This is a genomic window from Microbacterium galbum (genome assembly GCF_032464915.1).
GTDB classification, from domain to species: Bacteria; Actinomycetota; Actinomycetes; order Actinomycetales; family Microbacteriaceae; genus Microbacterium; species Microbacterium galbum.
Map to the genome: position 1 here is coordinate 106,201 of NZ_JAWDIS010000003.1, position 20,210 is coordinate 126,410.

General features: G+C 71.2%; 19 protein-coding genes. 11 read left to right on the forward strand and 8 right to left on the reverse strand.

Translation table 11 applies throughout. The features are described from left to right. Positions 1–99: 99 nt before the first annotated feature. Entirely contained in the window at positions 100–3,057 is a 2,958-nt protein-coding gene (locus RWH45_RS13250) for an RCC1 domain-containing protein (protein ID WP_315995370.1), read from the reverse strand. A gap of 341 nt (positions 3,058–3,398) precedes the next feature. Between RWH45_RS13250 and RWH45_RS13255 the strand changes: the two genes are divergently transcribed. The 5 genes from RWH45_RS13255 to RWH45_RS13275 all read left to right on the forward strand — a co-directional run bounded on the left by RWH45_RS13255 (position 3,399) and on the right by RWH45_RS13275 (position 7,378). Further along, positions 3,399–3,797 carry a DUF6113 family protein gene (locus RWH45_RS13255; RefSeq protein WP_315995371.1) on the forward strand — a complete coding sequence of 133 codons (399 nt, stop codon included), beginning with the start codon at positions 3,399–3,401 and terminating at the stop codon, positions 3,795–3,797. A gap of 52 nt (positions 3,798–3,849) precedes the next feature. Continuing rightward, on the forward strand, positions 3,850–4,170 hold the full coding sequence (gene fdxA, locus RWH45_RS13260; protein ID WP_076676249.1) for a ferredoxin: 321 nt from the start codon (positions 3,850–3,852) through the stop codon (positions 4,168–4,170). A 3-nt stretch (positions 4,171–4,173) separates the two neighbouring features. Then, the gene (dapC, locus tag RWH45_RS13265) at positions 4,174–5,277 is read left to right on the forward strand and encodes a succinyldiaminopimelate transaminase (RefSeq protein WP_315995372.1); all 1,104 of its coding nucleotides are present in this window, start codon (positions 4,174–4,176) and stop codon (positions 5,275–5,277) included. Between the two features lie 321 nt (positions 5,278–5,598). Then, complete coding sequence (locus RWH45_RS13270) at positions 5,599–6,894, forward strand: citrate synthase (RefSeq protein ID WP_315995373.1); 1,296 nt, start codon at positions 5,599–5,601, stop codon at positions 6,892–6,894. A 289-nt stretch (positions 6,895–7,183) separates the two neighbouring features. Continuing rightward, positions 7,184–7,378 (forward strand): hypothetical protein, encoded by a 195-nt coding sequence (locus RWH45_RS13275; RefSeq protein ID WP_315995374.1) that lies wholly within the window; start codon positions 7,184–7,186, stop codon positions 7,376–7,378. An 88-nt stretch (positions 7,379–7,466) separates the two neighbouring features. Here the strand turns inward: RWH45_RS13275 and dapD are convergent, their stop codons facing one another. After that, positions 7,467–8,387 (reverse strand): 2,3,4,5-tetrahydropyridine-2,6-dicarboxylate N-succinyltransferase, encoded by a 921-nt coding sequence (dapD, locus tag RWH45_RS13280; RefSeq protein WP_315995375.1) that lies wholly within the window; start codon positions 8,385–8,387, stop codon positions 7,467–7,469. Positions 8,388–8,430: 43 nt separating this feature from the next. Between dapD and dapE the strand changes: the two genes are divergently transcribed. From dapE to RWH45_RS13295, 3 genes are all read left to right on the forward strand, one after another. Further along, positions 8,431–9,507 (forward strand): succinyl-diaminopimelate desuccinylase, encoded by a 1,077-nt coding sequence (gene dapE / locus RWH45_RS13285; RefSeq protein WP_315995376.1) that lies wholly within the window; start codon positions 8,431–8,433, stop codon positions 9,505–9,507. Next, positions 9,504–10,727 (forward strand): hypothetical protein, encoded by a 1,224-nt coding sequence (locus tag RWH45_RS13290; protein ID WP_315995377.1) that lies wholly within the window; start codon positions 9,504–9,506, stop codon positions 10,725–10,727. Before dapE ends, RWH45_RS13290 begins: the two co-directional genes overlap by 4 nt. A 107-nt stretch (positions 10,728–10,834) precedes the next feature. Further along, positions 10,835–11,008 (forward strand): DUF3117 domain-containing protein, encoded by a 174-nt coding sequence (locus tag RWH45_RS13295; protein ID WP_076490128.1) that lies wholly within the window; start codon positions 10,835–10,837, stop codon positions 11,006–11,008. A gap of 81 nt (positions 11,009–11,089) precedes the next feature. On the opposite strand, the gene RWH45_RS13300 is transcribed toward RWH45_RS13295, so the two are convergent. Then, positions 11,090–11,728, reverse strand: a complete 639-nt coding sequence (locus RWH45_RS13300) for an O-methyltransferase (protein WP_315995378.1) — start codon at positions 11,726–11,728, stop codon at positions 11,090–11,092. A gap of 72 nt (positions 11,729–11,800) precedes the next feature. On the opposite strand from RWH45_RS13300, the gene RWH45_RS13305 reads away from it, so the two are divergent. Beyond that, positions 11,801–12,172: a twin-arginine translocase TatA/TatE family subunit gene (locus RWH45_RS13305; protein WP_315995379.1), complete on the forward strand. Its 372-nt coding sequence runs from the start codon at positions 11,801–11,803 to the stop codon at positions 12,170–12,172. A 150-nt stretch (positions 12,173–12,322) separates the two neighbouring features. On the opposite strand, the gene RWH45_RS13310 is transcribed toward RWH45_RS13305, so the two are convergent. Genes RWH45_RS13310 through RWH45_RS13320 form a run of 3 tightly spaced genes read right to left on the reverse strand, consistent with a single transcriptional unit; the run spans position 12,323 to position 15,332 of the window. Then, positions 12,323–13,471, reverse strand: coding sequence for an Mrp/NBP35 family ATP-binding protein (locus RWH45_RS13310; protein ID WP_315995380.1), 1,149 nt, complete (start codon positions 13,469–13,471; stop codon positions 12,323–12,325). Further along, a complete protein-coding gene (locus tag RWH45_RS13315; RefSeq protein ID WP_315995381.1) occupies positions 13,468–14,013 on the reverse strand; it encodes a DUF1003 domain-containing protein in 546 nt (181 codons plus the stop codon). Before RWH45_RS13315 ends, RWH45_RS13310 begins: the two co-directional genes overlap by 4 nt. Further along, entirely contained in the window at positions 14,013–15,332 is a 1,320-nt protein-coding gene (locus tag RWH45_RS13320; RefSeq protein WP_315995382.1) for a magnesium transporter MgtE N-terminal domain-containing protein, read from the reverse strand. Before RWH45_RS13320 ends, RWH45_RS13315 begins: the two co-directional genes overlap by 1 nt. 71 nt (positions 15,333–15,403) lie before the next feature. Here RWH45_RS13320 and RWH45_RS13325 point away from each other — a divergent pair, with 71 nt between their 5' ends. Beyond that, entirely contained in the window at positions 15,404–16,201 is a 798-nt protein-coding gene (locus tag RWH45_RS13325) for a YflT domain-containing protein (protein ID WP_315995383.1), read from the forward strand. Next, positions 16,198–16,884, forward strand: coding sequence for an alpha/beta hydrolase family protein (locus tag RWH45_RS13330; protein WP_437127348.1), 687 nt, complete (start codon positions 16,198–16,200; stop codon positions 16,882–16,884). Before RWH45_RS13325 ends, RWH45_RS13330 begins: the two co-directional genes overlap by 4 nt. 34 nt (positions 16,885–16,918) lie before the next feature. Here the strand turns inward: RWH45_RS13330 and RWH45_RS13335 are convergent, their stop codons facing one another. Further along, positions 16,919–18,700, reverse strand: coding sequence for a gamma-glutamyltransferase family protein (locus RWH45_RS13335; protein ID WP_315995384.1), 1,782 nt, complete (start codon positions 18,698–18,700; stop codon positions 16,919–16,921). Then, complete coding sequence (locus tag RWH45_RS13340) at positions 18,697–20,142, reverse strand: aminopeptidase P family protein (RefSeq protein WP_315995385.1); 1,446 nt, start codon at positions 20,140–20,142, stop codon at positions 18,697–18,699. The genes RWH45_RS13335 and RWH45_RS13340 overlap by 4 nt, the downstream gene beginning before the upstream one ends. Between the last annotated feature and the right edge of the window lie 68 nt (positions 20,143–20,210).

Below are 20,210 nucleotides of genomic sequence, written 5' to 3' on the forward strand. Positions count from 1 at the left end.
CTGATGCGCTGGGCGCGTGGGCGGACCGGGCGGCTGAAGCGGCGCGTCGCACGGTCACTTCCGGAACGGTCGTGTGCGGGAAATGCCTGTGCCCTCGTTTCACGCGGAGCGGATCGGGTAGACCGTCCACGACGCGTGACTCGCCGAGATCCGTTTCACGCCGTCGATCGAGACCATCTTCACCGGGGTCGCCGCGTCGTCGTGCGTTCCGTCGCCGAGTTGGCCGTCGCCGTTCGCGCCCCACGACATGACCGTTCCCGTCTTCGTCAGCGCGTGCCCGCTCCTGACTGATCCCGCGATGTCGACGACGTCGGCCAGGCCGACGACCTGGTGGGGCACGGAAGAACTGCTGAGGTCAGTGTGCGCGATGCCGGCGCCCAGCAGACCAAAGATGTTGTCACCGATCGAGAGCACGCCACCGGCGGCGGTCCGGATGAAGACCGTGGATTCAGCGCAGGCGACCTGCGCCGCTTTTTCCGTCAGTCCCTTGACTTTCAACGGCTCTCCGAAGAAGCCGTCAGGAGTGACAGAGCTGTCGACCCCGAGCTGCCCGTAGGAGTTGTCACCCCAGCCCCATACCTCCCCGTTGTCGAGGATCACGTGGGCAGACCAGCCGGCGGCCGTCAGCTGGGCGATGTTCGTCAGGTTCTGGACCTGCCGCGGTGTCGACCGGTAGTCATCGCTCCACCCCGCCCCCATCTGCCGTCGGTCATTACGGCCCCATGCGTAGGCTGTTCCACCGATGCGCACGTAGGCGGTGGAGCGTCCGGCGGCGATCTGGTCGACATAGTCGAGCCCATAGATGAGCGTCGGAGTGTCGACGGCGGAGGTGTTCGACACTTGATCCGACCCAATCTGGCCGTAGTCGTTCCGACCCCACGTGAATACGCACCCGTTGACATCGAGGGCCAGGGCCCAGTTCTGTCCGGCCGCGATCTGCGCGATGCCCTCGAGACCGGGCACCCGGGCCCACGTGGTCCTCGCCGTGTGCTGCCCCGTGCCGTCCGCGAGTTGCCCGGCGTCGTTGGCGCCGGCCGACCACACGGTGCCGTCGCTGAGAAGGACGAGGGTGAAGTCTGTGCCGGCGGCGATCTGAACGATGGGCATCGGAAATACTCGGGGAAGTTGCGCGGGTGTCGACGGCCAGTTCCCCTCCTGCCCACTGCCGAACTGGCCGCGATAGTTGGCGCCCACGGCGTAGGCGTTGCTGCCGCGCACGTTCAGGAGTCGGCTCGCGCGGGCGAAGCCTGATTTCGCGTCCGCACGCACCACCGTTCCGGGGGTGGTCCAGACGTCTTCGACCTCGACACGCGCGAAGGCGGACTCGTTGGACGTGTTCACGCCGTGAAGGGCGAATCCCGACGTGGTGAAGGCGATACCCATCGCGGAAACCGGGGCACCCGTGGGGGACGCCACCTTCGCGTTCAGCCACGTCTCCTCGCCTGCCGCCAGGTACTGCGGGTCCGTGAAGTCGAACTGCACGCGGCGGTCCTCGGTGAGCAGGTACGACGCGGTGCCTGTGCTCGACGAGGCCCCGAGTCGTGCGACGTTTTGCGTGCCCGCCGTCGTGACGGGGGTCGAGCGGTTGGCCGTCGACCCGTCTCCGAGGATGCCCGCGCCGTTGCCTCCCCAGGAGCGGATCTCGCCATTCGACAGCAGGGCTCGCGCGCTCTCCCCGTTCGCGGCGATCTCGACCACGTTCTGCAGGCCGGTGACCTGCACGGGCGTGCTCCGGTTGGTCGTCGTTCCCTCGCCCAGCTGCCCCACGTTGTTGCGACCCCACGCCCAGACGGTGCCGTCGGACCGCAGGGCGTAGATGCTCTGGTGCCCGGCGGTGATGCGAATCACCCCGCTGATGTCCGCGAGTCCCGCCCCCGTCGACCAGCTCGTCATATCGTCGGGGTCGCCTCCGTACCCGTTTCCCCGCTGGCCCTTGTCGTTGCTTCCCCAGACGAGCACTTTGCCGTCGTCGGTGAGGGCGTACCCGGTCTTGTCCCCTGCCGCGACCTGCACGATGCCCGAGTGGTCGCGGAGGCTGATGTCGCCGCGCTGGCCGTGGTCGTTGCTGCCGGCCGTCGTGATCTTCCCTCCGCGATCGAGCGTGATCAGGAAATCATCTCCCGCCGCGATCGCCGCCGCGTTCCTCTCGACGAGCGCCGGCTCGAGCTTGTCGGTCGTGTCGGCGACGTTGAGCTGGCCGGCTTCGTTCGCCCCCCAGGCGTACACGTCTCCGTTCGCCAGCAGCACGTACGCCGACTGGCGCCCCGCGGCGATCTGCACCACGGCGGTATCGTCCGACTTTCCCCACCACGGTCGCTGCGACGGGTCGTCGTCCCAGTTGCCGCCGACCTGTTCCCACTCCGATCGGTCCCGCGTGTCGCCGAGACCGAGCTGCCCCCGGTCGTTGGCGCCGATGACCGAGATGACGTTGCCCTCGGCGCTCCAGGCGAGCGTGAAGTCGGCTCCCGAGACGACGGATTCGAGGGTGGAGTAGAACTTCCGCGCAAGCTGAGCGGCAGTCGCCCCGTACGCATCGGTCGACCCAGTGCCGAGGTGACTCTTCGCGTTGTCTCCCACGCCGTAGGCGTTCGCTCCGCCGATCACCGCACCGACCCCGATGGTGCGGGTGTTGCCCTTGTCCGTCACTTGTGCGGTTTCCGAGGTGCTGGAGCCGGGCCGCTCCCACACCGACGTCGATGTCACGGTCGCCCGTGCGAATCCATCGCTGTCGGTGAGGGTCGATGTCGGGGAGATGGTCACGTTCGCCGACGACGAGAACGTTACGAGGACCCCGACCTTCGGGGAGTAGTTCGCGTCCCGCACGAGCACCTTAACCGGCGCAGACCCGCCGGCTTCGAGGCGGCCGACGTTCATGTTGAGACTGTCGATTGGCGCGCCATCCGACGCCGCCGCGGCCGCGGGGACCGCGGTCGCCGTGACGATGGCGGGAACGGCCCAGGCGCTTCCCGCGATGAGCGTGCGGCGCGAGACGCTCCGCGCGGCGTGCGTGGGCGCGTCGGGTGAGGGAGAAGGCGGCGTGGGCGAGAGAGAACTCATCAGGGTCCTTAGGTCATGGCGACAGTGATGGCATCAGCGTGCCGCTCGACCGAGGGTTCCCGGACGGGGTCGGGAGACCGGAAGGGGCGGGGTGAGCATGTATCGGCGACGTTTTCGCGACATCGACGCGTCCTCCCCCGAGGCGGATTCACCCACGAGTGCCGAGGCGGCCCCGGCGGTTTCACCCGCAGCACGTCGTTTGCATCGACGACGACAGGGCGTTCGGCGCGGGTCATTCTGCCCAGCAGGTCGACGCGGGCTCTCCGTCATCGTGCTCCGTGGCGGCAGGGGGCGACCGTGCTCACAGCCGTGCCATCGGCGGCGACCGTAGGATCGGACTCGTGAAGTACGGCATTCTCCGCGTCGTCGGCTGGATCGTCGCGGCGGCGATCGGTGCCGTCTACGGCGCGGCCGGCACGGTGACGCAGGCGTTCCTCCTCGGTCCGGTCCCCGTGGGCCTGCTGCTGGCGACGGTCGGCAGCGCCGCCCTGCTCATCGCGCTGCGCACCCTCACGGGAGACCGCGTGAACGCCCTGGCCGGTGGGCTCGGCATCACACTCGCGACCTACGTGTTCTCGCAGGTCGGCCCCGGCGGATCGGCGATCGTGGCCGCCCCGACCGCGGGGACCGAGTGGATCCCACTCGTGTGGACGGTCGTGGGTCCCGCGCTCATGGTGCTCGTGGCGTTGTGGCCCGACTTCTCCCGGCTCCCGGCCCCGGCTCGTACCAGCGGATCATAGGTCCGCGGCTCGGCGGAAGGGCCGTGCGCCGCAGCGCGATTAGACTGGGCGCGTGACTTACGTGATCGCCCTCCCGTGTGTCGATGTGAAAGACCGCGCCTGCATCGACGAGTGTCCGGTCGACTGCATCTACGAAGGCGAGCGGTCGCTCTACATCCACCCCGACGAATGCGTCGACTGCGGTGCGTGCGAGCCGGTCTGCCCCGTCGAGGCGATCTACTACGAAGACGACCTGCCCGAGGAGTGGTCCGACTACTACAAGGCCAACGTCGAGTTCTTCGACGACATCGGATCTCCCGGTGGCGCGGCCAAGGTCGGCGTGATCGCCAAGGATCACCCGGTCGTGTCGTCGCTGCCCCCGCAGAGTCACTGAGCCGTGGGCGTCGCCGACCTCGCCGACTACCCCTGGGACGCGGTCGCCCCCTACGCGGAGCGTGCGCGACGGCATCCTGACGGGATCGTCGACCTGTCGATCGGTTCACCCGTCGATCCGACGCCCACCGTCATCGCCGATGCCCTCGCCGATGCGACCGACGCGCACGCCTACCCGCAGACCGCGGGGACGCCCGCGCTGCGCGAGGCCATCGCGGAGTGGTATCACCGCCGGCGCGGGGTTCCCGCACTGAATGCCACGCACGTGCTCCCGACCGTGGGGTCAAAGGAACTCGTGGCCCTGCTGCCGCTGCTGCTCGACCTCGGTCCGGGCGATGCGGTCGTGCACCCGCGCGCCGCCTACCCCACGTACGAGGTCGGCGCCCGTCTCGTCGGCGCCGAGGCCGTGGCATCCGACGATCCGCAGGAATGGCCGGAGAACACGCGGCTCGTCTGGATCAACTCACCGGGAAACCCCGACGGGCGCGTGCTCTCCGTCGCCGAGCTCCGGGATGCCGTGCTTCGGGCGCGCGAACTCGGAGCCGTCCTCGCCTCCGACGAGTGCTACGCCGAGCTGGGCTGGGAGGCGCCGTGGGACGCGCAGCGCGTGCCCAGCGTGCTCGACCCCGCCGTCGTGGGCGATGACCTCACCGGGGTGCTGTCGGTGTACTCGCTCAGCAAGCAGTCGAACCTCGCGGGGTACCGCGCGGCGTTCCTCGCCGGCGACCCCGCGCTCGTCACGCGCCTGCTGACCGGCCGCAAGCACCTGGGCCTCATGCCCCCCGCGCCCGTGCAGCGCGCGATGACCGTCGCCCTGGGCGACGACGCCCACGTCGAGGAGCAGCGCGAGCGCTACGCCCGACGTCGGGCAGTGCTCAAGCCCGCCGTCGAGGCGGCCGGGTTCATGATCGACCACAGCGAGGGCGGGTTGTACCTCTGGGCGACCGAGGGTCGCGACGCGTGGGAGAGCGTCGGGCGTCTGGCCGACCTCGGCATCCTCGTGGGACCGGGGCATTTCTACGGCACGCACTTCCCGAACCACGTGCGGTTCTCGTTGACGGCGACGGACGAGCGGATCGCCGCGGCGGCGGAGCGCCTGGCAGGCTGAGCGAGCCGGGAGCCGGCGAGCTGCGGGGGCGGTGACTCGTCCACGAGCGCTGCCGGCCGACCCGCCCGGGCTGCAGCGTCGTGGTGGACGGCATCCGGTGCGCTGATCAGGAGGATCCCTCCATTCGATGGGGGGATCCTTTGGTGGTGTCATCTGTACGTCGGCGTGCCTACTAGGCTGTAAAAGCACTGTGTCCGGGTACCTTCCGTGCGCGTGCCGACCCGGAGGCCATACCCGTGGCATCCACCGGTCGAGAAGACCGCGGGTGCCGCCGCTCCCGCGATCGACCACATGGGCGACCAGAAATCGCAAGGAGGCGCGGTGAGCGACGCGGGCACGCAGCAGGACAAGGCCACTCTGACGGTAGGGGGCTCCACCGCCGAATTCCCGGTCCTGCGAGGCACCGACGGCGTCCCGAGCATCGACATCGCGTCGCTGACGAAGCAGACGGGGCACACCACCCTCGACTACGGCTTCGTCAACACCGCGTCGACGAAGTCGGACATCACCTTCATCGACGGCGACCAGGGGATCCTGCGCTACCGCGGGTACCCCATCGAGCAGCTGGCGAAGAACAGCACCTACCTCGAGGTCGCCTGGCTGTTGATCTACGGCGAGCTGCCCTCGGCATCCGAGCTGGCGTCGTTCGACGAGCGCATCCGCCGTCACACGCTCCTGCACGAAGACCTCAAGCGCTTCTTCTCGGCGCTGCCGCCGACCGCGCACCCCATGTCGGTGCTGTCGGCCGCGACCGCCGCGCTCTCGACCTACTACGAGGCCGAGTCCGACCCGCACAACCCCGAGCACGTCGAGCTCAACACCGTGCGCATGCTCGCCAAGCTCCCCGTGATCGCGGCCTACGCGCACAAGAAGAGCATCGGCCAGGCGTTCCTGTACCCCGACAACTCGCTCGGCTTCGTCGACAACTTCCTCAAGCTCAACTTCGGCGTGCTGAGCGAGATCTACCAGGTCAACCCCGTCATGACGAAGGCGCTCGACCTTCTTCTCATGCTGCACGCCGACCACGAGCAGAACGCCTCGACCTCGACGGTGCGTCTTGTCGGCTCGACCGGGGCGAACCAGTTCGCGTCGATCTCCGCCGGCATCCAGGCCCTCTCCGGCCCGCTGCACGGCGGCGCGAACGAGGCCGTGCTGCAGATGCTCGGCCGCATCCGCGATTCCGGAGAGAGCGTCGAGCGCTTCGTCGAGCGGGTGAAGAACAAGGAAGAGGGCGTCAAGCTCATGGGCTTCGGCCACCGGGTCTACAAGAACTACGACCCGCGCGCCAAGCTCGTCAAGGAAGCCGCCGACGAGGTCCTCGAGGCCCTGGGCGTCAGCGACCCGCTCCTTGACCTCGCGAAGGAGCTCGAGCAGATCGCGCTGCAGGACGACTACTTCAAGGAGCGTCGCCTCTACCCGAACGTCGATTTCTACACCGGCGTGATCTACAAGGCGATGGGCTTCCCGACCCGCATGTTCACCGTGCTGTTCGCCATCGGGCGCCTGCCCGGCTGGCTCGCGCAGTGGCGCGAGGCCATCACCGACCCGCAGACGAAGATCGGCCGCCCGCAGCAGCTGTACACGGGTGCCGCGGAGCGGAACTACCCCGGCGTCTGACCGGCATGCGGAACGCCCCGTCCCTCTCTCGAGGGGCGGGCGTTCCGGCATGCGGAACGCCCCGTCCCTCTCGCGAGGGGCGGGCGTTCTGCTGTGCGGGGCCGGGCTTTCGGCGGCGCAGGGGCCGCGACAGCGGGCATGAACGGCATCCGTGCGCAGAAACGCGGGGACGGGGTGTTTCTGCCGATGAGTAGCGTTTATGTGTCGGGCAAGGCGCAGGTCGCGATCGCTGCCCGAGGTACGCCGGGACCGACTGTCGACCGTCACCCCCGGCGCGATCGTGTGGATCGTGGCAGCCGCGGTGGGAATCACCCTGACCGAGGTGAACGCGGGCGTCCTGACATCGCTCGCCCCCTTGGTGACGGTTCTGATCGCGGGCGTGGGTGCCGTGCTCGTGTTCCGCACCTGGCCGCCACGCACCATCGAGGAGAACGGCACGGATGCCGCCGACCCGCTCGAACTCGACGAGCAGCACCTGCGCTGACCGGCATCACCGCGCCCTGCCCCGCCCCCTTTGGAATGGGGCGGGGCAGGGCTGCGCGAGCGGTGCGGCTCCGGCTGCCCGGCCCGGGTCAGGCGTGCAGCGCCTCGTTCAGGGTGACACCGACACCGGCGCGGGCCGACGCCTCGACGGCGCCGGTGAGGGAGTTGCGGCGGAACAGGATGCCGTCGCGGCCCGACAGCTCGCCGGCCTTGACCGTCTCGTCGCCGACGCGCACCTTCGTTCCGGCCGTGACGTAGAGGCCGGCCTCGACGACGCAGTCGTCGCCGAGCGAGATGCCGATGCCCGCGTTCGCGCCGAGGAGCGTGCGCGCCCCGATCGAGACGCGGTGCGTTCCTCCGCCCGACAGGGTGCCCATGATCGAGGCGCCGCCGCCGATGTCGGTGCCGTCGCCGATCACGACGCCCTGCGAGACGCGGCCTTCGATCATCGACGAGCCGAGCGTGCCGGCGTTGAAGTTGACGAAGCCCTCGTGCATGACGGTCGTGCCGGGGGAGAGGTGCGCACCGAGCCGCACGCGCGAGGCGTCGGCGATGCGGACGCCCGCGGGCAGGACGTAGTCGGTGAGGCGCGGGAACTTGTCGAGCCCCTGGAGCTGGATGCCGTGCCGCTTGAGCTGCGGGAGGGCGCGCGCCGCGGTCTCGGGATGCATCGGGCCGGCGGTGGTCCACGCGACGTTGGGGAGGTGCCCGAAGATACCGTCGAGGTTGATTTCGTTGGGGCGCACGAGCAGGTGCGACAGCGCGTGCAGACGGAGGTACGCGTCAGCCGTCGAGGCGGGGGCCGCATCGACGTCGATGGTGAGGGCGATCGCCTCGACGACGACATCGCGTCGCTCGTCCGCCCCGGCCGAGGGCTCGAACGCCGCGACGGCGGCATCCAGGTCGTCGGAGTCGCCGAGGACGGGGTTCGGGAACCAGGCGTCGAGCACCGTCCCGTCGGTGGTCCGTGTCGAGAGGCCGGCAGCGCTGATGCGTCGTTCGTTGCTCACAGGCCCAGGCTACCGGCGGGACCGCGTGTGAAATGATCGGGGCATGGCCGCGCTCGATCTGACCTCCTCCTCCGTCGCCCTCACGCGGGCCATCTGCGACATCCACAGCGAGTCGGGCGACGAGACCACGCTGGCCGATGCGATCGAGGCTGCGGTCTCCGCCCACGACCACCTCGACGTCGTCCGTGACGGCGACACGATCGTCGCCCGTACCACCCTGGGTCGTGAGCGCCGGGTGGTCATCGCCGGGCACATCGACACCGTTCCCATCAACCGCAACCTGCCCGTCGAAGACCGCGAGATCGAGGGCGAGGCCTACCTCTGGGGACGCGGCACGGTGGACATGAAGGCCGGGGTCGCGGTGCAGCTGAAGCTGGCGGCCGAACTCACCGAGCCCGGGGTCGACATCACCTGGATGTGGTACGACCACGAAGAGGTCGACTCCTCGCTCAACGGCCTCGGCCGCCTGTCCCGCAACCGTCCCGACCTCTTCGCGGGCGACTTCGCGATCCTCGGCGAGCCCAGCAACGGCGAGGTCGAGGGCGGATGCAACGGCACGCTGCGCGCGCTCGTCCGTACCGACGGTGTGCGGGCCCACAGCGCCCGGTCGTGGATCGGCGAGAACGCCATACACAAGGCGGCGCCCATCCTCGCCCGGCTCGCCGAGTACCGCGCCCGCGAGATCGAGGTCGAGGGTCTCGTCTACCGCGAGGGGCTGAATGCGGTCCGCATCACGGGAGGCGTCGCGGGCAACGTCATCCCCGACGCCTGCGAGGTCGAGGTCAACTACCGCTTCGCTCCCAGCCGCGACGCGGCCGCCGCGTCTCGCGTCGTCCACGATGTCTTCACCGGCTTCGAGGTCGAGATCGTCGACATCGCCGAGGGGGCGCGACCCGGTCTCGACGCGGAACTCGCGAAGGAGTTCGTGGAAGCCGTGGGTGCCACGCCGAAGCCCAAGTACGGCTGGACCGACGTGGCGCGGTTCTCGGCCCTCGGCATCCCGGCCGTCAACTACGGCCCCGGCGACCCGCACCTCGCGCACCACGACGAGGAGCGCGTGCCGGTCGCGCAGATCGATGCCGTCGAGCGGGGTCTGCGTGCCTGGCTGAGCGGGTCGTGACCGCCGCGGCCACGATCTCCGCTCCCGTGCGCGCATGGGAGCGTCTGCCCGTCGCCGCACGTATCGCGCTGATCTACGTCGCGGCGCGGCTGGTGACCACCGGCTTCTTCCTCCTCGCATCGGCCTTGTCGGGCCCGGGCTCGCGGTACGGCGTCTCCCCGTCGCTCGGTGACCTGGCCCTCGGGTGGGATGCGCAGTGGTACTGGTTCGCGGCGGTGTCAGGGTATCCCGAGCATCTGCCGATCACCACGACGGGCAACGTGGCGGAGAACGCCTGGGCGTTCATGCCGCTGTACGCTTTCCTCTCCGCCGGCCTGGGGTTGCTCCTCGGTTCGTGGGGCGCGGGAGCCGTCGCGATCTCGCTGGCGGCGGGCTACGGCGCGAGCGTCATGCTGTATGCGCTTCTGCGCGAACGGATCGGCGGATCCGCGGCGATGTGGGCCGTCGTGTTCTTCGCGAGCGGCCCGCTCGCCGCTCTGTTCCAGGTCGGCTACGCGGAGGCGCTCTTCCTCTTCCTCCTCTTCCTGGCGCTGTGGTGCGTCCAGCGGCGACGGTGGGAGTGGCTCTACGTGCTCGTGCCCGTCATGGGCTTCACGCGCCCCGGTGCGCTGGCCTTCGCGCTCTTCCTCGGGCTCTACGGCATCCATCGCTTCCTGCGTCGCCGCGCCGAGTCGCTTCCGGTGTTGGAGATCGTGCACGTCGTCGCGCTGGGCGTGCTGTCGAGCGTGGTGGGGTTCGCCTGGCAGGCGATCGCGGCGGTGGTGACCGGGCAACCGAGCGCCTACCTCGCGACCGAGCTGGCCTGGCGCCGCAACTGGATCGCGGATGCCGGCGGCACCTTCGTCCCGGTGGAGGGGTGGGTGCAGGGGGCCCGGTTCTGGTTCACCCAGTGGTGGCTCGGGCCGCTCGCGGGCGTGATCGCCCTCGTGCTGCTCGTCGGCGGCATCACCGTCGCGCTCGTGGTGCTGCCGCAGGTGCGTGCGCTCGGGATCGAGGTGCGCCTCTGGTCGGCGAGCTATCTGATCTACCTGCTGCTGGTGTTCTTCCCGCAGTCGAGCATCTTCCGCCTCCTGGTCCCGGTGTCGCCGCTATGGGGGGCACTCGCGATCCCGCGCTCTCGCGCCTGGCGCCTCGGCGTGCTCGCCGTGGCCCTGCTCGGTCAGTGGTGGTGGATCTACAACATGTACGCGCTGGGGAACGCCTTCTGGCAGATCCCCTGAACGCGGTTCTGCGCCGGCGCAGATGACGGGCGGGGACGGCGATACGTCGAGCGCGCGCGCCGACACAGTAAACTACTTCACAGACCAACGAGGAAAAGGGGGCCGCGATGGCAGCCATGAAGCCGCGTACCGGCGACGGACCGATGGAGGCCGTGAAGGAGGGCCGGTTGATCATCGTGCGCGTGCCGCTCGAGGGCGGCGGGCGTCTCGTCGTCTCGGTGAACGACGCCGAGGCGAAGGAACTCTACGACGTGCTCGGCGGTGTCGTCGGCGCCGCCTGACGAACATCTCCGCACGAAGGCCGGTCCCCACGGGGGCCGGCCTTCGTCATGTCGGCGGGGCGACGTCGTGTCGGCCGGGCCTCAGGCGTCGGTCGGGCGCGTCGTGAGCTGCAGCAGGCCCTCGCCGGTCGTGGAGAGGGCGCCGATGACGGCGGGGGAGGCCTGGACCTCCTGGATCAGGGAGCGGTAGGCCGTGGTCACGGCGTCACGGCGAACGGGATCGGCCACCGCGCCACCCGCGAGCACGCGCGGGATGAGCACCGTTCCGCCGGCGCGCACCAGGCGGAGACCGTACTCCACGTATTCGATGACGCCCTCGGGGTCGGCGTCGATGAAGACGATGTCGTACGACGCCTCGTTCATGCGCGGGAGGACGTCGGAGGCGCGGCCCGTGATGAAGCGGGCGCGAGCTGCGGGCACGCGCGCGTCGAGGAAGGCCTGACGGGCGGCGCCGAGGTGCTCGGGCTCGCTGTCGATGGTCGTGATCGTCGCGCGCGGGGAGCCGTGCAGCAGCCAGAGTCCGGAGACACCGCCGCCGGTTCCGACCTCGACGATGTTCAGGGCGCGCGACGCCGCCGAGATCACGGCCGCCTGTGCGCCGACGGCGGGGCTCACGGGCGCAGCGCCCAGTTCGAGCGCGTGCGCCCGGGCGCGAGCGATGTGCTCGGGCTCGACCGTCGACTCCTGCACGAACCGTTCGTTCGCCTGTTGACCGCTCACGTGGACCTCCTCGACTCAGGCTAGACGGACGAAGGGTGCGCACCCCCCAGGCGCGGCCGGTAATCTGGTGCCATGTTCTTCGGCCTCACGATCGAGAAGCTGCTGCTGATCGGCGTGATCGCCGCCGTCCTCGTGGGCCCCGAGCGGCTCCCGCGCTACGCGGAGACGCTCGCCAAGTTCACCAAGCGCGCCAAAGAGACGCTGCAGGGGGCCCGGACGCGCATGCGCGACGAGATGGGCCCCGAGTTCGACGACGTCGACTGGAAGAAGCTCGACCCGCGTCAGTACGACCCGCGGCGCATCATCCGCGAGGCGCTGCTCGACGACACTCCCACGGCGACCATGCGGGCGGCAGGCGCCGCCGCGCTCGCGGCGAAGCCGAAGCCGACGGTGCCGCCGTTCGCGCCCGGCGAGCGCCCGCCCTTCGACGACGAAGCGACCTGAGCCGGGGCTCGTGAGGGAGGTCCCGGAGCGTGTCGAAGGGACCGGTGCCGCTGTGGGGCGGTGGCTTCGACGGGCTCAGCCACCTGGCGTGGGCGCGTGGAGGCGGTGGCTTCGACAGATTCGGACACCCGACCGCGCCGAGCAGAGCCGTCAGACGTTCAGGCGCAGGGGCCTGCCCGCCAGGCCGCGGGGGCGGATGGCGAGCGCGGCGGCGGCGGCGTCGATCGCCTGCGCGGCGGGGTCGTCGGGCTGCGAGAGCACCACGGGTCGACCGTCGTCGCCGCCCGAACGCAGGGCCGGGCTGAGGGGGACGGATGCCAGCAACGGCACCGACGACTCGTCGTCCGAGAGCGCGCGGGCGACCTCGTCGCCGCCACCCGCGCCGAACAAATCCAGAACGGTTCCGTCGGGGAGGGTCATGGCGGCCATGTTCTCGATCACACCGATCGGGCGCTGCCCGGTCTGCCGTGCCACGAGCCCCGATCGAACGGCCACCTCGGCGGCGGCGGCCTGCGGTGTCGTCACCACGAGCACATCGGCGTGGGGGAGCAGCTGCCCCACCGAGATCGCCACGTCGCCCGTCCCCGGCGGCATGTCGAGCAGCAGCACGTCGAGGTCGCCGAAGAAGACGTCGGTGAGGAACTGCTGCACCGTCCGGTGCAGCATCGGACCGCGCCACGCGACCGCGCCCGCGGCATCCTCTCCGGGGCGGCGGAGGAACATGCCGATCGAGATGACCTTCACCCCGTACGCCACGGGAGGCAGGATGAGGTCGTCGAGGCGGGTCGGTGCCGGCGGCAGGCCGTCGGTGTCGACGAGGCCGAGAAGACCCGGGATCGAGAACCCGTGCACGTCGGCGTCGATGAGACCCACCCGCAGGCCGCGCGCCGCGAGCGCGACGGCGAGGTTCGCGGTAATCGTCGACTTCCCGACGCCGCCCTTGCCGCTGGTCACGGCGATGACGCGCGTGAGGGAGTCGGGTCCGAAGGGCATCTCGCGCTTCGCGCGGCCACCGCGCAGCTTCTCGGTCAGCGCTTTGCGCTCGTCGGGCGACATGACGCCGACGCGCACGTCGACCGCGTCGACCCCGGCGACCGAGGCCGCGGCATCCCGGACGTCGCGTTCGATGCGATCGGCGGCGGGGCACCCCACGATCGTCAGGGCGATACCGACCTCGGCGACACCGTCGCGCACCGCGATGTCGCGGAGCATGTCGAGCTCGCCGAGGGGGCGTCGCAGCTCCGGGTCGGTGACGCCCGCCACCGCGTCGCGGACCCGGGCGGTCAGCTCGGCCGTCACGGGGTCGCCCGCGGCGAGGCCGGGCGCGCTCCCGTGTCGGGCTGCTCGTCGAGGCGCTCCAGGAGGGCCTTCAGCTCGGTGCGCAGCGTGTCCTTGGTGATGACCTCGTCGGTCAGGTCCCTCACCGCCATGCGCAGCGCGACGATCTCGCGTGCGAGGTACTCGGTGTCGGCGAGGTTGCGCTCGGCGCGCTGGCGGTCCTGCTCGATCTGCACGCGGTCGCGGTCGTCCTGACGGTTCTGGGCCAGCAGGATGAGCGGAGCGGCGTAGGACGCCTGCAGCGACAGCACCAGCGTCAGCGCGGTGAACCCGATCGCGGCCGAGTCGAAACGCCAGTCGTCGGGGGCGATGGAGTTCCACCCCATCCACAGAACGCAGAACATCGTCAGCGAGAGAAGGAACGTGGGCGTGCCCATGGCCCGGGCGACCCACTCGGTGAACCGACCGAAGCGGTCCCGGGAGGGCTGCGGGGTGCGGGGGGCGAGCACGCCGGTGCGCCCGCGGGGCGCATCGAGGGCGGGCGTCTTGTTGTTGCGTGCCATCAGCGCCTCCTCGGGGTCTGCGGGATCTGGGTGGGGATGCTCTGCGTCTGCAGGGGCCTGACCGAGGTCGGGGGTTTCGGATCGTCGCTGTCGTGCGTGCGCCAGTCGTCGGGCAGCAGGTAGTCGAGCACGTCGTCGACGCTGACGCAGCCCACCAGGCGATGCGCCTGGTCGACGACGGGGAGCGAGACGAGGTTGTAGCTCGCGAGCAGGCGTGCGACCTCGGCCGCCGTCGCGTCGGAGGGGACCGGCTCGAGCGTGTCGTCGATGATCGCGCCGAGGCGCTCGTGCGGCGGGTAGCGCAGCATCCGCTGGAAGTGCACCGTGCCCAGCAGACGCCCCGTGGGCGTCTCGTAGGGCGGGAGGGTGATGAAGACGGATGCCGCGAGGGCGGGGTGCAGCTCGTGACGGCGGATGAGGGCCAGGGCCTCGGCCACGGTGGCATCCGCCGACAGCACGATGGGCTCGGGGGTCATGAGACCACCGGCAGTGTCGGGGCCGTACTGCAGCAGGGCGCGGACGTCGTCCGCCTCCTCCGGTTCCATGAGGTCGAGCAGTTGCTCCGAGCGCGACTCGGGGAGCTGACCGAGGAGGTCGGCCGCATCGTCGGGCTCCATGGCATCCAGGATGTCGGCGGCACGCTCGTCGCCGAGCTGCTCGAGGATGTGCACCTGCTCGTCTTCGGGCATCTCTTCGAGGGCGTCGGCGAGGCGGTCGTCGCTGAGCTCCTCGGCGACTTCGATGAGGCGCTCCTCCGGCAGGTCGAGGAGCGTGTTGGCGAGGTCGGCGGGCTTGAGCTCTGAGTAGGTGGCGACCAGCTGCTCGGCGGACTGCGCCTCGCCGGGGGTCTGGTTCTCGCGCACCTCGCCCCACGCGGCGAAGGTGGTCGCCCCCTTCGCGAAGGGCGACGCGCTCGTGCGCGGGCGGCGCAGGAACAGCTGCCCCACGTCCCACTCGCCGAGGCGGTTGCGCTCGATCGCGACGTCTTCGATCACGGCGCCGCCCGAGCCGTCGACGAGGCTGACGCGCCGGCCGAGCATCTCGGCCATGACGCGCACCTCGCCGCCGCGCTGCTGGAAGCGACGCACGTTGATGAGGCCGGTCGTGATGACCTGACCGGCCTGTATCGAGGTGACGCGTCCGATGGACACGAACACATGTCGGCGCCCGGGGATCTCGACGACGAGGCCCACGACGCGCGGTGCGGCCGACGCGCGGTAGATCACCACGACGTCGCGCACCTTGCCCAGACGGTCGCCCGCCGGGTCGAACACCGTGCAGCCCGCCAAGCGGGCGACGAAAACCCTTTGCGTGCTCACCGGTCCAGCGTAGTCCGCGCCTCATGCGCAACACCTCGGAACGCCCCAGGCGCGCGTGACAGGATGGTGAAATGAGTATGTTCGCGCAGCGCCCGGGTGCCGGTCGAGACGAGGTCGGCGAGAAGGTCGCCTCGTTCCCGACGTACGAGCAGGCCCAGAAGGCCGTCTCGTCGCTCATCGCGGGAGAGGTCCCCGCCCGCGACATCGCGATCGTGGGGTCGGGGCTGCGCTCGATCGAACGCGTGACCGGTCGTCTCGGCTACGCCACGGCCGCGCGCTCGGGCGCGCTGAACGGTCTCATGCTCGGACTGCTGTTCGCCTTCATCTTCGTGCTCGGGCAGCCCACCCTGCAGATCTCGCTGTTCGTCGGCGTGCTGCTCGTCGGCATGGCGCTCGGCATGCTCCTCAGCCTCGGCACGTACTCGATCGTGCGCCGTCGTCGCGACTTCGCGTCGGTGATGCAGGTCGCCGCCGATCACTACGACGTGTGCGTGGCGGCGACGAGCGTTCACAAGGCTCGGGGGATCGTGGGTCCGTCCGGCGCGCCGCGCACGGTCGTCTCGCGTCCCTCGGCGTCGCCGTCCGACCCGCCGCGGTACGGCGAACGCGTGACCCCCGGCTCGAGCGCTCCCGCCGCGCCGCCGCGGCCGCCCGCACCGACGGCGGCGCCCTCGGACGACGAACCGCCGCGATACGGCGAACGCATCGCGCCGCAGGCGCCGACGCCGCAGGGTGACGCGGCGGCCGACCGAGGAACGCACGGTGAGGAGAGGACGGCCGACGAGCCGACGCCCGCCGCACGCCCGGACGACGCTGACGCCTCCACCGCCAGCGGCACCGACCGCGGCTCGCGACCGACCGAGCGGTGAGCGCCGACGCAGCCCCTCCCACCGAGGCGGTCCGCATCGCCGTCGAGCTCCCGGCCGGCGCGACGGAGGTCTCGGGGCTGTGGTCACCGGCATCCGGATCCGCCGCCACCGTCGCGCTCGCGCACGGCGCGGGCGCGGGCATGGAGCACCCCTTCCTCGCCGGGCTCGCCGACGCCCTCGTCGCGGACGGGGTGTCCGTGCTGCGGTTCGTCTTCCCCTACGTGGAGGCCGGACGACGGATGCCGGGACCCGCCGCGCACGCCGTGGCGACGTGGGCGGGCGTGGAGGCCTGGCTCGCGGAGACGGCTCCGGGACCGAACGCGGCCGTCGGCAAGTCGTACGGCGGGCGCATGGCATCCGTCGCCGCCGCCGAGGGTGTCATCTCTCCCGCCGGACTCGCGTACCTCGGCTACCCCCTGCACGCGCCGGGGCGGGCCGACAAGCCCCGCGGCGCGCACCTGCCGGCGATCGGGTTGCCGCAGCTGTTCGTCGAGGGCGAGAACGACCCGTTCATCGACCCGCGCGAGCAGTTCGACGAGGTCGTGGGGTCGTGTCAGGACGCGCGGGTGCACTGGATCCCCGGGGGCGGTCATTCCTTCGAGGTGAAGGGTGCCCGCCGGCCGGCCGGCGAGATCGGCGCGGGGCTGGCGCCGGTGGTGGCGGAGTTCGTGCGATCGCTGTGACGGTGCGCCGGCGAGCCGCACCCCCCCGTTCCGGTCAGCGACCCGCTGCGTAGCCTTGGGCGCCGCGCGGGTTCGCCGCGGCCCACAGCGTGCCGTCGGCGGAGCGTCCGACAGCGGTGACGCGCCCGAGCGACCAGTCGCCCGAGCGGTGCACCCGGTGTCCACGCTGCTCGAGGCCCGCGATCACCGCGGCACCGAGGCGATCCTCGACCGCGACACCCGCCGGAGCCCACGTGCGCGGCCAGAACGAGTCGACGAGCGCCGTCGTGTGCAGATTCGGGGCGTCGATGGCCTGCTGAGGGCTGTATCCCCCGACCAGCATGCGCAGCAGCACGGTGAGCTGCCACTGGTCCTGTTGGTCGCCGCCGGGGGATCCCAGCGCGACGACCTCGTCCGCGCGCGACATCAGCGTCGGGGTGAGCGTCGTGCGCGGACGGCGACCGGGGGTGAGGGATGCCGGGTGCCCCGGCACGAGCCACGTCGCCTGCAGCCGCGTGCCCAGGCAGAAGCCCAGGGACGGGACGGTGGGGGAGGACTGCAGCCATCCGCCCGACGGCGTGGCCGAGACGACGTTGCCCCAGCGGTCGATCACGTCGATGTGGCACGTGTCACCGCGGGTCTGGCCCGACCGGTCGACAGTGGGCTCGCCGGTGGAGCCGTCGTTCACCCCGTGCGCGGTGCGCAGCGGCGGACGGACGGGGTCGCGGCCGTCGGGGGAACCCGGCCGCCACTGCGTGGAGGCCTCGTCGCCGATCAGTGCGCGGCGGGTGGCGACGTAGTCATCGGCGAGCAGGGCCTCGACCTCGACCGCGCCTCCGGCGTCTCCGAACCACGCGTCGCGGTCGGCGAAGGCCAGCTTCTGCGCCTCGATCACGAGGTGCGCCCCCTCGACGGTGGCGGGGTCGAGCTCGGCGTCATCGACGTCGTCGAGGAGCCGCAGTGTGTGCAGCAGCGCCGGTCCCTGCGTCCAGGTGCCGGCCTTGAAGACGTCCCATCCGCGGAAGCGCGCGGTCACCGCGGGTTCCCACCCGGCACGCCAGGATGCGACGTCCTCAGCCGACAGGACGCCCGGGTGATCGGCGCCGTCGGCATGTCGGTGCGGCCGCGCGATGAACGACGCCGCCTCCGGGAGCACCTTCGTCATCCAGTGCTCACGCGCTGCGTCGATGCGCTCCGCGCGGTCGGGCAGGGCGGCGCCGGCGATCACGAGCGCATCGAGCACGTCGGCCCACGCCGGGTTGGTCACGAGGGTGTCGGGCGCGGGCGGGCGGCCGGTCGGCATCCACCTCTCGGCGGACGTGGGCCAGTGGTCGCGGAACAGGTCGGCGACCCGCGCGATGGTGGTGGCGGCTCCCGCCACGAGCGGGTGACCGTCGCGGGCGTAGCCGCTGGCGAAGGCGAGGACGTCGCCGAGGTCCCACGTACCGTGGTCGCGCAGCAGGAGGAGCCACGCGTCGACCGCGCCGGGCACCGCGGCGGCGAGACCGCCGGCGCCGGGCACGAGATCGAGGCCACGGCTGCGCAAGTGCGCGAGTGTGGCTCCGGCCGGCGCCGGCCCCTGCCCCATCAGCACGACGGGGACCGACGCGCCGGCGGGTCGGACGAGCGCGACGAGGTCGCCACCCGGTCCGTTCAGGTGCGGCTCGACGACGTGCAGCACGAACGCCCCGGCGACGGCCGCGTCGAACGCGTTGCCGCCGCGCTCGAGCACGGCCTGCGCCGTCGCGGTCGCCGTCCAGTGCGTGGACGCCGACATGCCGAACGTGCCCCGGAGGGTCGGCCGCGTCGTGAACGGCGCCGGGGGCGTGAAGGTCATCGCGACTGCCGGGCGATCCACTCCTCGATCTCGTCGGCGGTGCGGGGGATGCCCGCCGACAGGTTCACCGGGCCGTCCTCGGTCATGACGATGTCGTCCTCGATGCGCGCGCCGATGCCGCGGTACTCCTCGGGGACCGTGAGGTCGTCGATCTGGAAGTACAGGCCGGGTTCGATCGTGAACACCATTCCGGGCTCCAGCAGGCCGTCGTAGTACATGTCGCGACGCGCCTGCGCGCAGTCGTGCACGTCGATGCCGAGGTGGTGGCTCGTGCCGTGCACCATGTAGCGGCGGTGCTGGCCGCCGGAATCGGCGTCGAGCGCCTCTTCGGCGGTCACCGGCAGCAGTCCCCACTCGGCGACGCGCGCCGCGATGACCTCCATGGCGGCCTCGTGAAGTCGACGGAACGGCACGCCGACCCGCGCAGCCGCGAACGAGGCGTCAGCGGCCTCGCGCACCGTCTCGTAGATGCGGCGCTGGATGTCGGTGAACGTGCCCGAGACCGGGAGCGTGCGCGTGATGTCGGCCGTGTAGAGGCTGTCGACCTCGACGCCCGCGTCGATGAGGATGAGATCCCCCGGCTTCACGATGCCGTCGTTGCGCGTCCAGTGCAGGTAGCAGGCGTGGGGGCCCGACGCGGCGATGGTGTCGTAGCCCACGCTGTTTCCGTCGGAACGCGCACGCTGGTGGAAGACGCCCTCGACCACGCGCTCGCCGCGCGGGTGCTCGATGATGCGCGGCAGCTCGGCGACGATGTCGTCGAACCCGCGTCCGGTGACCTCGACGGCCAGCGCCATCTGCGCGAGCTCGTACTCGTCTTTCACCAGGCGGAGCTCCGAGACGAAGCGGGTGAGCTCGTCGTCGGTGCCGACGGTGCGGTCGTCGTCGCCGGGGGCGAAGTCGTCGAGGTGGGCGGTCGCGAGGCCGAGGTCGGCGGCGACGCCGTCGAGGGCGGGGCGCGGGCCGATCCAGAACTCGCCGATCGTGGCATCCGAGTAGAACTCGGCGGTGGTGCGGTCGGCGCGCTCGCGGAAGTACAGCACCGCCTCGTGGCCCTCGTCACGCGGCTCGAAGACGAGCACGGCGTCGGGCTCCGCGTCGCTGCCCCACCCGGTGAGGTGCGAGAACGCGGAGTGCGCGCGGAACGGGTAATCACAGTCGTTGCTGCGCTGCTTCAGCCCGCCGGCGGGGACCACGACGCGCTGGCCGGGGAAGGCGCGCGACACGCGCGCACGACGACGTGCGGCCCAGGCCGCCTGCTCACGGGGCTCGGGCGTCGACGCCGGGTGCTCCGCCCAGCCGGTGGAGATCGTGTCGAGGAATCCGCGGGGGAACGGCGCCTTGCGATTACTGGGGGCCTCGAGGGCGACCTCATCGGTCTGCGGCTCGGCGGTCGTGGGCTCGGCGGGGGCGGTCGTGTCGCTGGTGGAGGGGGCGTCCATCGTTCCAGTCTCGCACCCGTCGCCCTCTCGTGCACGGATGCCGCCGCACCGGCGCGGGCGGGGGAGGA

Excerpts from the sequence above, each read along its gene's own strand:
- RWH45_RS13250 (WP_315995370.1), bottom strand. The coding sequence starts at position 3,057 with ATGAGTTCTCTCTCGCCCACGCCGCCTTCTCCCTCACCCGACGCGCCC.
- dapE (WP_315995376.1), top strand. The coding sequence starts at position 8,431 with ATGGCCGCGCTCGATCTGACCTCCTCCTCCGTCGCCCTCACGCGGGCC.
- RWH45_RS13295 (WP_076490128.1), top strand. The coding sequence starts at position 10,835 with ATGGCAGCCATGAAGCCGCGTACCGGCGACGGACCGATGGAGGCCGTG.
- RWH45_RS13305 (WP_315995379.1), top strand. The coding sequence starts at position 11,801 with ATGTTCTTCGGCCTCACGATCGAGAAGCTGCTGCTGATCGGCGTGATC.
- RWH45_RS13315 (WP_315995381.1), bottom strand. The coding sequence starts at position 14,013 with ATGGCACGCAACAACAAGACGCCCGCCCTCGATGCGCCCCGCGGGCGC.
- RWH45_RS13325 (WP_315995383.1), top strand. The coding sequence starts at position 15,404 with ATGAGTATGTTCGCGCAGCGCCCGGGTGCCGGTCGAGACGAGGTCGGC.
- RWH45_RS13335 (WP_315995384.1), bottom strand. The coding sequence starts at position 18,700 with ATGACCTTCACGCCCCCGGCGCCGTTCACGACGCGGCCGACCCTCCGG.
- RWH45_RS13340 (WP_315995385.1), bottom strand. The coding sequence starts at position 20,142 with ATGGACGCCCCCTCCACCAGCGACACGACCGCCCCCGCCGAGCCCACG.